This window comes from Spiroplasma turonicum (assembly GCF_001262715.1).
GTDB classification, from domain to species: domain Bacteria; phylum Bacillota_I; class Bacilli_A; order Mycoplasmatales; family Mycoplasmataceae; genus Spiroplasma_A; species Spiroplasma_A turonicum.
Genome location: NZ_CP012328.1, coordinates 1,128,812 through 1,143,913, shown reverse-complemented (window position 1 = coordinate 1,143,913; position 15,102 = coordinate 1,128,812). Strand labels below are relative to the sequence as shown.

Sequence of the window (15,102 nt, the reverse complement as noted above, 5' to 3'; positions counted from 1 at the left end):
TATACCATAATAATTAATATTCAATTAAACCTTATATAATTAGTAGGTCAACCAATCATTAATATAAATCTATTGTGGTTTTTTTTCATGATATTGGAAGACTTTATGCATAAAAAAATATTTACTTGACATTTATGGTTTTCTAAATATAATTGAATGGTCTCTTTTCTTAAAAATTTTTAAACTACAATATATTATTCTCATCTTTTTTTATTTTATTGATTATCAGATATTGGATTAATAAAGTATAAAAAAGGAAAAATAAGAAAATAAAAAAGATGAAAGTTTATTTCACACCTGACTCAAGTGAGTGTGGTAAATTTCATGTTGAAGAGTTTACAATTACGTTTATCATTTATAAATTAAAAAAGTACTTTTTTAAAAATAACGGCTAAAAATAACTAGTTGGATTGGAGAAGCAAAGAAGAGACATCATTAACATTAAAAACTTTATATTAAGATGTATCTAAAACGTTTGAAGAGTTTGTAATTTTATTTATTATATTATTAAACAAATGTTATAAAATTAGTTAGATTCTTTACAATGCCCTAATTTAGCAAAATCTTTTTAGAAGATAGCAAATTTTAAATTATAAGAATTTTTACTGAAACTTTTTTAATACAAGAGTTTTAAAAAGATTATAAAAAAAACTACTGAATGGAGAAGTTACAATTAAAGAAAAATGAGCAGAAGCAAAAAATAAAGACAGCTTTTAAATATCACATGACTTATATAAGTAAAGAAATTGCTACTGATATTATAGTAAATAATGAAGTTTAAAATTTTTAATAAGATCTCCTGAAGTTTTAGTTAGTAGATAGCGTTGGTAAAACTATTATAAAAATTTGCAATCTTTGTTTAATTATTTTAGATAAGAATCAAGATAAACTTAACTTTCACAAATTGTTTATTAATATTGTTGCGACAATTATAAATTATATAAATCAGAATATTATTTTTTAAATACTAATTTTTTTTTATATTCTTGAGTTTAAACTATAGAATCAATCAATTATCAGTATCTTTAAAGCTTTTACTTGGATAGCAAATATTACTTAAAACTATATCTAGTTTTTTTAACTTTACTCAATTCTGTTAATAAATATTAAATATATTAGATAATTAGCGCTTTTATATTATTTTTCATTATTTTTATCAATAACTCTTTTAATTTACCCATACTTTAAAAATTTTATTAAATTAATTATATTAAATAATATTAGAAGTATAATTTTGAATGTAAAAACCAAATTAATCGCATTATTGTTGTTAAAAAAAGTTTATCTAGTATATTTATCGAATATAAATTTAGAAATCTAAGTGATATAAATTTATTATAAATAAGGATATAATTACTTAATAATTAGCAGGGACATTTTAGCTTATTATTCATATTTTTTTATTTATGAAAAATTGTTTGACAAAAACAATTATGTCAATATAGTATAATATTTGTAAATAGACATTTAAGAGGTAATAATGGAATATTCACATAAATCGATAGAAAAAAAATGACAAAAATTTTGAGAAGAAAATAAAACTTATAAAACTACTGAAGGTAAAGAAAAAAAAGCTTATATTCTTGACATGTTTCCATATCCAAGTGGAGCTGGATTACACGTAGGACATCCAAAAGGATATACTGCAACAGATGTTTTTTCAAGAATGAGAAGATCACAAGGTTATGATGTATTACATCCAATAGGATGAGATGCGTTTGGTTTACCAGCTGAACAGTATGCTCTTAAAACTGGTAATGATCCAAGAGAATTTACAGATAAAAACATCATAATATTTAGAGAACAATTAAAAAAACTTGGTTTTAGTTATGATTATGAAAAAGAAGTTAATACTAGTAATCCTAATTATTATAAAATTACGCAATTTATATTCCAACAACTTTATAAAAAAGGGTTAGCTGAAATCAGAGAAGCAAATGTCAATTGATGTGAAGGTTTAGGAACAGTTCTTGCAAATGAAGAGGTTTTAAATATAAATGGTAAAATGGTTTCTGATATTGGTGGATTTGAAGTAGTTAAAAAACCAATGAAACAATGAGTTTTAAAAATAACTCATTACGCAGATAGATTATTAGAAGGTCTTGAGGACCTTGATTGACCAAAGTCTGTAAAAGAGTTACAAAAAAACTGGATAGGTAAATCTGAAGGAATTGTAATAGATTTTGTCAATGAAAAAAATAATATTAGTATACCTGTCTTTACAACTAGACCTGACACAATTTATGGAGTTACTTATATTGTTTTAGCCCCAGAGAACGATTTAGTTTTAAAGTTAGTATCTGAGGAACAAAAAAAGGAAGTATTAAATTATATATCTGAATCTGCAAAAAAAACTGATGTTGAAAGACAAGATGATTCAAAAGATAAAACAGGTGTTTTTTTAGGTACTTATGCAATAAACCCTATAACAAATGAAAAAACACCAATTTATATTGCAGATTATGTATTAAATGACTATGCAACTGGTGCAGTTATGGCAGTGCCTGCTCATGATACAAGAGATTGAAAATTTGCAAATAGTTTAGGTTTAAAAATTAAATTTGTATTAAAAACAGATGATATGTCTAAGGCATTTGTCGGAGAGAGCTCTTATATAAATTCACCTCTATTAAATAATGTTAGTAATAAAAAAGAAGCTTTTAATATCATATTAAAAGAGTTAGAAAACCTAAATAAAGGTTATAAAAAAACTAATTACAAACTAAGAGATTGATTATTTTCAAGACAAAGATTTTATGGTGAACCCTTCCCAATACTATTCACTGAAGATAATAACATTGCATTAATAGACGAAGAGGACTTACCACTAGAACTTCCTAAAACAGATTATATTAAACCATCAAATACTGGAGAATCACCACTTGCAAATATTAGTGATTGAGTTAATACAACTTATAAAGGAAAAAAAGTTAGAAGAGAAACAAATACAATGCCCCAATGAGCAGGTTCTTGTTGATACTATCTTGCTTATATTTTAACAAAATCTCCAAATAACTTAATAGATATCAAATCAGAAGAAGCAATGGAGTTATTTAAAAAATGATTACCTGTTGATTTATATATCGGAGGTCAAGAACATGCGGTATTGCACTTATTATATGCAAGATTTTGACATCAAGTATTATTTGATATTGGTATAGTTCCAGTTGCAGAACCTTTTCAAAGATTAATAAATCAAGGTATGATATTAGCTGATAACGGTGAAAAAATGAGTAAATCAAAAGGTAACGTAATAAATCCTGATGAAATTATTGAATCACACGGTGCTGATACATTAAGACTTTATGAATTATTTATGGGACCATTAGAGGCTTCTCTTCCTTGAAGTTACAAAGGTCTTGATGGTTCAAGAAAATGAATAGATAGAGTTTATAGAATGATTGAAACTTTTGAACTAACAAGTTCAAATAATGGTAATTTAGATTTCATATATAACGATGTTGTGAAAAAAGTAACCAATATGTTAGAAGATTGTAAGTTTAATACAGCGATTTCTCAATTAATGGTATTTGTAAATGCTGTTTACAAAGAAAAAACACCTATTTATAAAAACTATATTGAAAAATTTCTTGTAATGTTTTCTGCTTTTTGCCCTCATATAGCTGAAGAACTTTGAGAAAAAATAGGAAATAAACCAAGTATATATGCACAATCTTGACCAATTTTTGACGAAAACAAATTAGTTATTAATAAAGCGGTTGTTGCTATTCAAATAAATGGTAAACTTAAATCCACTGTTGAAGTTAAAATAGGAACTGAAAAAGAAGTTCTAATAAGTTTAGCAAAAAAAACTATTGAAAAACAACTTCAAGGAAAAAATATTATTAAAGAAATTGCAGTACAAGATAAAATAGTAAATTTTGTAGTTAAATAAGCCCGTAATTTATTATGGGTTTTTTCTATATTTATCCCTTTTATTATAATTTGTTATAATTAGATTATTATTGCAAGATGGGTGAAAATATGTCTAGTTTCATTGAAAATACAGAAAATAAAGAATTAGTTTTAGATTTTTCATTTATGCAAAATGTTAAATTTAAAGATAACATTGCTGGTTTAGACAGCATCATCGAGCATTTAGAAATTAGCGGAATTAAGAATTATAATGATTTTATTAAATTATTAAAATCATCTATTGTTAAACAATCATTTATTTGTATGATTGATGATAAAGCAAGATCTTTATCTAATAGTAATAAGAAAACTTATGACGGTATAATAAGAATTGAATTTGATAGTTATAATCAGTCTTTATTTGAAAAGGGAAATTATTTAGGTTTTTTTGTCAACATAGATCCACTTGATGCTAGCCTTACAATTTCATCTATATTTATCACAAGATTAAAACCCATTGCTCAAGATTTTGAAACTAAAATTGGTGAAACAAAGTTAATAGTATTAAAGCATAAAAATCAAATAAGCACTGATGAAATTTTAAGAAGAAATATCTTAAACTCATCAACAATTCTACAAGTAGGTAAATTAGTTTCAAAATTTGAAGAGGAAAAAACTAAATGGTTAGAGTATCTTAATTTCTGCGAAGATTTATTAAAATTGCAAAGAAAAAACTCGCTACCATATCTAGGTGCTGATACAATTGAGGTTATAAAAATAGATAAAAGCAACTTTCAAAGCGTGCTAAATAACTATAAATTAAATACAATTCAATCCAAAAGCTTCATATATTGTAAATTAGAAGCACTAAGTTTAGTAGAAAATTTAAATGTTAACTATGACCTTGTTAAGGTAGTTAGTTTTGATATTTTAGTAAAAGATTATAACGTATTAAAAAAAATAAAAAAAGTTCAAGATTTGTATGTTTTACCTCTATCTTTTAACAATAACATTCAAAACATTCATATTATTTACGAAAATATTGAACTACTTTTTGACTTTGAACTGATCGAAAACAGTGACCAACAAAAAATAATACCTTTACAATTAATGCTTGGAGTTAGTGAAGAATATGTTTCATTAGAATCATATTGAAAAGCAAAAAAAAGTATAGTATTTGGAAGTATAAAAGTACTTGAAAATTATTCTGAAAAGTATCAAAAAGAATTAACAGATTGAAAAGTTCATTGTATAAATTTTGAAGTTCCATATGATACTGATTTAGAGTATTTTAATATAAGAAATAATATAGATTATTTAAACTCAGGTTATATTTCTTATTTGGGTGTAGGAGATGATGTCTTGATAGAAAGATCAAGACAAGTTTTAAAAAGAATTTCAGAAGGTAATACTAAAAATCCGTATTTAATTAATTATTTATTTAATACAAAGCTAATTGAGTTATCTGAAACCAATGATGATTTAATTATTAATGATAAAGATTTTTATTTTGCATTAAATGATGAGCAAAAAGAGGCTGTTAGTAAAGCGCTTGCTTGTAAAGATGTATTTATACTTCAAGGACCGCCAGGAACCGGTAAAACACAAGTTATTAGTGAAATAGTTTATCAACTTGCAAAAAATAATAAAAAAATATTATTATCTAGTCAAAACCATGAAGCTATAAAAAATGTAGTTGATAGATTACCTATTGACCCTAACATCAATAAAGTTAGACTTATTAACCAATTAAATATTAAGTCAAGTGCTGCAAATAACTTTTCACCAGAAAGAGTTGTTTATAATTATTACAGATCTATTGCAAAAAAAATTTTTGATGAAACAAATCAGAATGAAGAAACTCTAAATGAGTTTACTGAATTAAAAATAAAGTTAGAAAAGCTTTTGTTAACAGAAAAAAGATTTCACAAAGATAATAATGATATAAGAAATATAAAAAATGAAATTAATAATATTGATAAAAAACTTCAAGAAATTAGTTCTACTTATATTACAAACAAAAGTGATTTAAGAAATATAAAAGAAGATATTTTAAACATTGACATAATTATAGACTCGTTAGAAAACTATTCATTTGATGCAGTAGTTAACTTTTCAGAATATTTAATTGAATTTTTTAATAAAAGTTTGAAAAAAGAAATTACAAATTTTATTATTTTACATACTTCTATAAATATAGACTTTGATAATATGAATAACTTTTATAAAATATTATCTATGACAAATCATGAAGTTGTTTTAAACAACGACATATTTAGTAGCATTCAAGAATCAAAAGCACTTATTGAAAGTTATAAAAGAAGTTATGATTTAGAACTGGCTATACAAGAAGAAAGTAGATTAAATGGACTTTATCAAATTATACAGAGTGATCAAAAACTTAAAACGTTATTAGATTTATATACTTTAATAATTGAAAGTTTAAAAATAGAAAAAGAAAATCTTTTAAACAATTTAAAGAGTTCAACTGTAAATAAGGAAATACAAGTTGAAAAAAATAAATTAGAAGTTGATAGAAATAAATTGTTAGTAACACTTAATAAAATAAATGATAGTTTAAATTCAAATACAAAGTATTTAAGAGATACAATTAAATTTTTTAATGAAAAATATGATACAAACTTGGTATTAACTGATGTAGATTTAGAAAGTAATATAGAATCTGAACTAAATAAAGTTCAACAAAAAATAAAAGATAAAATTACAAGAAGCGAAAATAATTCTAACTTATATAAAAGTATTGTAAAATATCTAAAAACAAATTATTTAATTGATGATGATTTTTCTTATGACTTACCAACTTTAAACTTTACACAACAAATGTTTGCTGAAGGAAAAAAGTATACACAAACTATTTTAAATACTTTAGTAAATATTTATGCCATGACATTAACATCTGCAAATATATTTAGATATAAGAAAGATTTAGTAGCAAAAAAAATAGGGTTAGAAGAAATAAACTTAAAAACATTAGATGTTGATTTTGTTATTATAGATGAAGCATCGAAAGCAACACTACTAGAAATATTAATGCCATTAATATATGGTAAAACTCTTATATTGGTTGGAGATTATAGACAACTACCTCCATTATTAAAACTACAATCTAGTGATGTTGATGAAGTTAATAATTATTTTAATAAAGATTATAGTTATTATGATATGAGTGAGTTACTAAATGAATCGATTTTTAAAAAATTAATCTCTGCAAAAAACAATTCAATAACAACTATGCTTAAAAAACAGTACAGAAGTACAAGACAAATTATGGATGTTGTTAATAATTTTTATGAAAACTCATTAATAGTTGATGAAGATGTGAGTGAATTAAAAAAACATGATTTAATTATTTATAATAAAAATAATGAAACTATTATAAATCCGAATAACTCTGTTTATTGAATAGATTCAACTAATGATCAAAACAATAATATATTTTTTGAACAGTCTGAAGAATACTCAACAAGTTTATTTAATGAATTAGAAATTCAACTAACTAAAGAAGTTCTAAATAGATTAGAAGAAAGTTTAAATAAACAAAACAAACTTAAAAAACCAAAAGTTGCTATAATTAGTTTCTATGCTTTACAAGTTAATAAGCTAAAAAGATTAATTAAAACAAAAAGCTTTAAAAATTTTGAGTTAACAATTAATACAGTTGATGATTTTCAAGGTAAAGAAGCTGATTATGTAATTGTAAACCTTGTAAGAAATCCAGAGAAACTTTCATTAAATAATGGAAGAGAGTTTTTAAAAAAGTATGAAAGAATTAATGTTGCTTTTTCTAGAGCAAGAGAATTATTAATAATCGTTGGGGCAGAAAGAGTTGTAAGAGATGTTATGGTTAAGATACCAAAAATAAATGACCCTGATATTTATGATAGTAAAGAAGTTTATATGGATATAATTAATATGTTAGATATAAAGTCTTGTTATTTAAAAACAAATGATGTTTTAGGAGATTAGTATGTTATTTGACAAAATTGAAATTTTATATGAAAAATATTTTTTACCTATAAAAATAAAGTTCTCTGAAAGCAGAAAGCCAACATTTATAGAATTTTTAGTTTTGTCAATTATTTTAGATTATAAAAATACATCTGAAACTTTAAAAAATATTTTAGAAAATGAGTTTGAAATTAAAAATCAAGTTTTGTTTGAAAAAGCATTAAGAGATTTAATAAACTTTCAAATAATACAGTTTAAGGAATTAACATTAACTATTGGTGAAACAAATACTAATATACCAATTGGTAGTTTTGTTATAAAAGAGGAAGTAAAAAAAACATTTAATAATGATGATTTTATTATTTCAAATAATAATAAGTTCTATGATATTAAATATTTTTATGATCCTATTCAAAATGATAGTAAAGCAATTAAAGACATTGATTGATTAAAAAAAATTCCTAAAGCTAAACTAAGTTATAAAATAAAAAATACTTTTTTAAATAAAGAATATTTTAATAAAAATTTAATGATAGAAAAAACACTTCAATTTTTTAATAATAACTCAGATATAATCGGGTTAAAACCAAAAATATTAGATATTGTTACTTCAGAACAGCAAGAAATAAAAGATTTCAATCTTTTAAATAAGTTGATAAAAAAAGATCAGATTGCAATTGAAACATGTTTAGAGATAAATAATGATGGAGATTATAAACTTTTAATAGAAAATGATTCTTTACAACTATATATCGAAAAAAATCAAGAACTAAAAAAAGAATTTGTAAAAGATATTTTAAAACAATATAAATCCAGTTTAGAAAATATTTTTTCAGTTGAAAATAATTTACCTAGTAGTGAAAATTTCTTTTATGAAGTTGATTTAATATCAAACATTAATATTAACTCAAACTGAAATTTACTATTAATAAATGATCAACACATTTATTCACAAGCTGACTTTTTTAAAAATAAGGAATTAACTAGAAACATTGAGTTTGTTATTTTTTACAATTCCAAAAGAAATAGCAACGAAGTATCATTTATTGATAACAAAATAATAATATATATTAATAATTTAAATAATGATTTTTTAAATTCAACAACATTTACATATATAAGTAGTGACAATAAAATAAAATCATTTTTAATATCAAACTTTTTATTGGATGGTATGAATATTAAATTCCCTGTAACGTATTTAGCAAAGGTAAGAGAACTAAATGTAATAAATATTTTTGAAATGTTTTTAAAGGAAATAAAATTAGCTTTAAATAAAAATCTGTTTTCAAAAAACTTTTCTATTGTTAAATTATATTTAAAAGTACTTGAAAGGTTTGGTCAAATTAATCTCATAAAAGATGTCTTTACAATTTATATAAAAGAAACTATTAATGAACCCAATTACTTTAATGAACTGAAATTATATTTAAAAAATAATAATTTACAATCATTACTAAAATTATTTAAAGATGTATCCAACGAAGCTATTATGGATTCTTTAAATGATTATGATGATGATAACAAATTAAATATAATAGAAAAATTAAATATAAATAGTAAAACTGAAATACTAAAGTTGATTAATGCACTAAAGTGAAGTGAAGAAATACAAACCATTTTACGTTTAAATAAATATTTAGAGAAAAAGTATATTGATGGTTGATTAATAAATATTGCAAATTCTATTAACGTATTATTAAATTATTTTTATAAAGACCAACGTGAAAACTTATTTGATACTAGTTTGTTTAGTAATTCAAGTTCATATATAGAACACACCAAATTATTAAATGAACTTGCAACAATGAACAATTATTTATATAAAAAAAATTTTATAATTGTAGAAGAGCTTTATAATAAATTTATCACAAATTTTATTAAATTATTAAATACTTATTCTACTAATAATGATTACTTAATAGTTTACTCAAAAGTTTTAAAAGAGTTTTATCAAACTTTATACGAATACCAATCAAACATATTTAGTAATATGGATACAAATGAAATTAATTATAAAGTTTTTTATCTAGCTATTAATTATGTATCAAAGCTTGAAAATAAATTATTAGTTCATAACTCAAATGATAAAAAACTTCCTATTGAATTATTTATGTTTTATTTAAAAAATATAACTAACAATATGGAATTAAAAAACACTATATCAAATAATTTAGAAAAAATTGAATTAGCGCTGAAATTAATCTTTGGTGTTAAAAATAACTATAGCGCTGAAGATTTAAATAAGTTAAAAGATAAGTTAGGAGATTAACTATATGAGTATGACTGCAGAAGAAATATTATTGAATTGTGAAAAGCACTTCAGTTTTATTTCAAACGAAATTGATTCAATAATTAATTATGTAAAGAAGTTATTAGAAAATTGTAAAAAAATCAACAACTCAGATTTCTATGAAAATAAAATCGATGAACTAATTAAGAAACTAATATATGAAAAAGAAGACTTTAAAAATAGTACAATAAATAGAAAATTGGAAAAGGATACTCATATTGCAATAGAAACATATAATGAAATACAAAAATTAGCAGAGCGTAAAAGAGATCTTTTAGTAGAATTGAAGTTTCAAGCTTTTGCATTAAAAAATGATATTGTTCAAAAAGAACAAGAATTAATTTTTAAATCCTTAAACATTAATAAAGACTATGGATTAAAAGATTTAGAAAACACTCTTATTAATTCCCAAAATGATGATTATAAAAAAGTAAAAATACAAAATTATTTTGCCAACAAAAAAGAAATTTTAGTAAATAAAAGTCATGAACAAATTATAGAACTTGTAAATCAAGAATTAAATACTTCTGAAACTAATGAAGATATATTAAGAAAAGAGTTAGTTTCAAATGCAATAGATCTATATAAAAATGATAAGGAATCCTTAGACATTTTAAAAGAGGAAATAAATAAATTACAAACAAATAATGTCCAAGACTTAAAAAAAGTTTTTAAAGATTTTTTATATAAAGCAGAAAAAGAGACAATAAGACGTGATAACATAAACAAAATCGTTGAAGCAATAAAAAGTATAGGATATTTTGTTGATGAAAATAATATCAGAAAAATAAAAGAAAAAAATATTGTATTAATCCATGCTGTAAAAGAAGATGGTAAATCAGCAGACTTCGCTGTGAAGTTTGATGGAAGTATTATTTATAATTGAGAAGGCTTTGAAAATCACGAACATGATGAAGATGCAAAAGCATTCTTAGAAAAACTTAGAGGCTTTAATATAAAACATAGTGAAGAATATAAAAAAGTTTATCGAAAACCAGACTTTGATAAAGTAGAGAGAACTAAACTAATAATAAAAAAACAAAAGAAAGGTAGTTAGGTATTCAGATGAGTGTTTTAAGACAAATTATACAATTGAAAAACTTAATAGGTATTAAAAAAGCAATAATCATTGAAGGTAACGTAGAAGACATAATTGAATATGATGATAAATATATAAGTATCCAGGAAGTATTATTTTCAATTTTTAACGAAAAAAATTATAAAGACAAATTTATTTATGATCAAAATATTGGTATTAAGGGAAATCAAATAAATAACTTATTAATAAATGAAGATAGTAATAATAATGCTGATGATTTTAACTCTTTATTTGGTGAAGAATCAAGTGATAATGAAAATGAACTTAGACTTAAAAAACCTTATGACTTCTTTAATATCTTATATAAAAATTTGTCAAGAGAAGATGATAGAAAAATGGGATTCATTGCAGATTATTCAGACTTTGTCTTTAGTGATCAATCATTAGAAATTGATGATAGAAAAGCACTTACTGAATTCAATAAATCTCTTAAAGAAAAGGAATTTAAGCTATCAAAAATTGATGATATAAGTAGCTGTGTTGTTTTTCTAACTAAAAAAATAAATCAGTTACCTCCAAGCCTATATTTAGACAACCCAGAAATTATAATCATTACATTACCTAAACCAAGTAGGGATGAAAGAAAAAAATTTTTAACAAGTGTAAAAAGTTTATTACGACTAACAGACTTAAAACAAGAATTTGAAAATATAGTTGACGCAACAGAAGGTTGAACTTTAAGAGAGTTATCTCATTTTGTAAAGTTTACTTGTAACTTTAGTACAACACTTGAGTTTAATAAGATTTTTAACATATATAACTATGGTGAAAAAAGTTCTCCTTGAGAAGAATTAAGTTATGATAAAATGCTTACAGTTAAAGAATATCTTAAAAACAAAGTTATAGGACAAGATGAAGCAGTAGAGAAAGTTTCAAAAGTAATTTACAAAGCCTATACAGGTTTAAGTGGTATAACATATTCTTCTAAAAGAAGTAAACCAAAAGGTACATTATTTTTTGTTGGACCAACTGGAACAGGTAAAACAGAATTAGCAAAAGCAATAACTACTTTTTTATTTAACGATGAGGCAAATTTAATCAGGTTTGACATGTCAGAATATGGCCAAGAAAATGCAGATCAAAAATTAATTGGTGCACCTCCAGGGTATGTTGGTTTTGAAGGTGGTGGTCAGTTAACAAATGCTATAAAAGAAAAACCATTCTCAGTATTATTGTTTGACGAAATAGAAAAAGCTAATCCAAAAATATTTGATAAGTTTCTTCAAATTCTAGAAGATGGTAGATTAACAGATAACACTGGTCAAACTGTAAGTTTTAGTGAAACGTTTATTATCTTTACATCAAACATTGGTGCATCAGAAGTACAACCAAATATAGGAGAATCTGAAGTACACAATCAATTTATAAAAAAAGTACATGAACACTTTACAAATGAACTTAATCGTCCTGAACTATTGGGAAGGTTTGGTAATAATATTATTCCATTTAACTTTATCAAAGACATTAATCTAAAAGCAAAAATTATTAAACAAAAAATTAAACCTTTACAAATTGCGCTATATGAAAAGTATGGAACAGAATTTCATATTGATTTATCAAATATAAATATAATAAACATTCTTTTAAAAAGCGCTGATGACAGAAGAGGTGGAAGAGATGTTTTAAACTCACTAGAAACTAATCTAGTAGATAAACTATCACAGTTTATTTTTGAAAATCTATCTCTTATAAAACCAGGAACAAAAATAACTACACAAATAAAAAACGATGAATTGGAGTTTAATCTACTTGGCTAATTTAAACATCTCAAAATTTTTAATGTGCAGTGAAATTGAAGGTCCAGGTAAAAGGTTTGTTATTTGATTCCAGGGATGTAATTTAAGGTGCTTTAATTGCTCTAATCAAGAGCAACTATCTTTTGATAAAAAAATGTTTCTCCCTGTAAGTTTGATATTAGAGAGAATTAATTATTCAAAAGACAAATATAACATTGAAGGCATAACACTATTGGGTGGTGAACCTTTTATGCAACCAGATGGTTTATTAGAATTAACTAAGGGTTGTCAAGAATTAGGTTTGACTGTTATATGTTTCACAGGTTATTTAATTGAAAATCTTTTGTCAGAGTTTAAAAATATACTTAATAATATTGATATAATAATTGATGGACCCTTTATATTTAAACAACTAGACTTAAAAAGAAGACTAATTGGAAGCAAGAATCAAAGAGTAATAAAACTAAGTGACAAGTATAAAGAGTCTGATTACTTTGAAAAACCTTATAGTGAAGTCGAAATACAAATTTATAACAACAGAGTATCTATTAATGGAGACGGAACTGTATTTGACGATGAGAAAGGAAAGTTTGATTTTAAACTAAAGTAAATATTATGAGCAAAGTATTAGAATATTTAAGAAATAGAAGGTCAATTAAAAATTTTAATAACAAATATAACATTGAAAATAAGGAACTAGATATTCTATTTGAATCTATTAGAATGTCACCAACATCCTTCAATATGCAACCTTATAAAGTTTATTATATTAAAAATAAAGAAATTCTTAATGAATTACATTCTTATTGATGAAAACAAGACTCAGTTATCAACTCAAGTGGGATTTTAGTTTGAACTGTTTATAAAGAAGATTATCTAAAAGAAATTTATTTACCGAACCAAATATTAAAAATGGTTCCTAAAGAAAATTCATCAAGAATAGAAGGTATCAACAAAGGTATGAGTTATATAATGAAAGATCGTAACATTTCTTTTGAAGAGTGAGCAATAAGACAATGTTATATAACTTTAGGTTGTTTAATGCCAGTAGCTAAAGAATTAGGTATTGACACATGTCCAATTGAAGGATATAAAACATCTGTTACAAATGAAGTGTTGGAAAAATACAATGTAATCGATATGAAAAAAGAAACAATTGCACTTGCTTGTGTTTTGGGTAAAGCTATTGAAGAACAAAATGAACACTTCTCTAAAAATAAAAAAAGACTTCCATTAGAAGACTTATTTAAAATTATTTAATTATTTATTATAAGAATGTTTAATATACAATTTATAAACATTTTCTAGGAGACAAGATATAGTCATTGGTCCAACTCCTCCTGGAACAGGAGTAATATATTTTACGATTTTAGAAACCTTTTCAAAATCTACATCTCCACAATAAATACCATTAACAAAATTTGCACCAACATCAATTACTGTCATATTTTTATTAACAAATTTTTTAGTCACAAGTTTAGCAGTACCAGCAGCACTAATTAAGATATCTGCTTGTCTACAAACTTTGGCTAAATTTTTTGTTTTTGTATTACAAATAGTTACTGTAGCTGATTTATTTATTAATATAGTTGCTAATGGCTTACCAACTATATTACTTCTTCCAATTATAGTAACATTTGCACCTAATAAATTAATATTTTCAGATTCTAATAATTTGATTATTCCCAAAGGAGTGGCTGGATAAATATCTGTATCATCAAGCAAAACGTTACCTAGTGTTTGTGGATTAAAACCATCAGCGTCTTTATTAACACTTATTAAGTTTTTTATTATTTTTTCATTTATATGTTTAGGTAAAGGTAATTGAACTAATATACCATCAACAAGGTTATCATTATTTAATTTAATAAGCTCTTTTTCTAGTTGTGATTCAGTAATATTTTCATCAAATCTTAATAAATCTGTTTCAATACCAACTTTTTTACAAGAAGCTAATTTATTTTTAATGTACTTATTGCTAGCTGAATTATCTCCAACTTGTATTATTGTTAACTTTGGTGGTCTAAAATCCTGAATCTGGGCTATACTATTTTTAAGATTCGAATTTAATTTTTGAGATAAAATTTTACCACTTATAATCTTAGCGCTCATAAATTAATTTCCTTTCTATAGATTACAAAGGTGATTAT

Annotated in this window: 9 protein-coding genes; 8 read left to right on the top strand and 1 reads right to left on the bottom strand. The window is 23.7% G+C overall.

Going from position 1 to position 15,102, the window contains the following annotated elements:
* Nucleotides 1-658: 658 nt before the first annotated feature.
* From STURON_RS05970 to STURON_RS05025, 8 genes are all read left to right on the top strand, one after another.
* Nucleotides 659-781, top strand: a complete 123-nt coding sequence (locus STURON_RS05970) for a hypothetical protein (RefSeq protein ID WP_269078825.1) — start codon at nt 659-661, stop codon at nt 779-781.
* A gap of 699 nt (nt 782-1,480) precedes the next feature.
* Nucleotides 1,481-3,895, top strand: coding sequence for a leucine--tRNA ligase (leuS, locus tag STURON_RS05055; protein WP_075048786.1), 2,415 nt, complete (start codon nt 1,481-1,483; stop codon nt 3,893-3,895).
* 89 nt (nt 3,896-3,984) lie between these two features.
* Nucleotides 3,985-7,842 (top strand): AAA domain-containing protein, encoded by a 3,858-nt coding sequence (locus STURON_RS05050; RefSeq protein WP_075048785.1) that lies wholly within the window; start codon nt 3,985-3,987, stop codon nt 7,840-7,842.
* 1 nt (nt 7,843) lies between these two features.
* On the top strand, nt 7,844-10,096 hold the full coding sequence (locus tag STURON_RS05045; RefSeq protein WP_075048784.1) for a hypothetical protein: 2,253 nt from the start codon (nt 7,844-7,846) through the stop codon (nt 10,094-10,096).
* A 10-nt stretch (nt 10,097-10,106) separates the two neighbouring features.
* A complete protein-coding gene (locus tag STURON_RS05040) occupies nt 10,107-11,174 on the top strand; it encodes a hypothetical protein (RefSeq protein ID WP_158500526.1) in 1,068 nt (355 codons plus the stop codon).
* 8 nt (nt 11,175-11,182) lie between these two features.
* Nucleotides 11,183-12,973 carry an AAA family ATPase gene (locus tag STURON_RS05035; RefSeq protein ID WP_075048782.1) on the top strand — a complete coding sequence of 597 codons (1,791 nt, stop codon included), beginning with the start codon at nt 11,183-11,185 and terminating at the stop codon, nt 12,971-12,973.
* Complete coding sequence (locus STURON_RS05030) at nt 12,966-13,562, top strand: 4Fe-4S single cluster domain-containing protein (RefSeq protein ID WP_236681159.1); 597 nt, start codon at nt 12,966-12,968, stop codon at nt 13,560-13,562. Before STURON_RS05035 ends, STURON_RS05030 begins: the two co-directional genes overlap by 8 nt.
* A 5-nt stretch (nt 13,563-13,567) precedes the next feature.
* Nucleotides 13,568-14,212: a nitroreductase family protein gene (locus STURON_RS05025; RefSeq protein WP_075048780.1), complete on the top strand. Its 645-nt coding sequence runs from the start codon at nt 13,568-13,570 to the stop codon at nt 14,210-14,212.
* Here STURON_RS05025 and STURON_RS05020 read toward each other — a convergent pair whose 3' ends face one another.
* A complete protein-coding gene (locus STURON_RS05020; protein ID WP_075048779.1) occupies nt 14,213-15,064 on the bottom strand; it encodes a bifunctional 5,10-methylenetetrahydrofolate dehydrogenase/5,10-methenyltetrahydrofolate cyclohydrolase in 852 nt (283 codons plus the stop codon). It abuts the gene before it with no gap.
* Nucleotides 15,065-15,102: the final 38 nt, after the last annotated feature.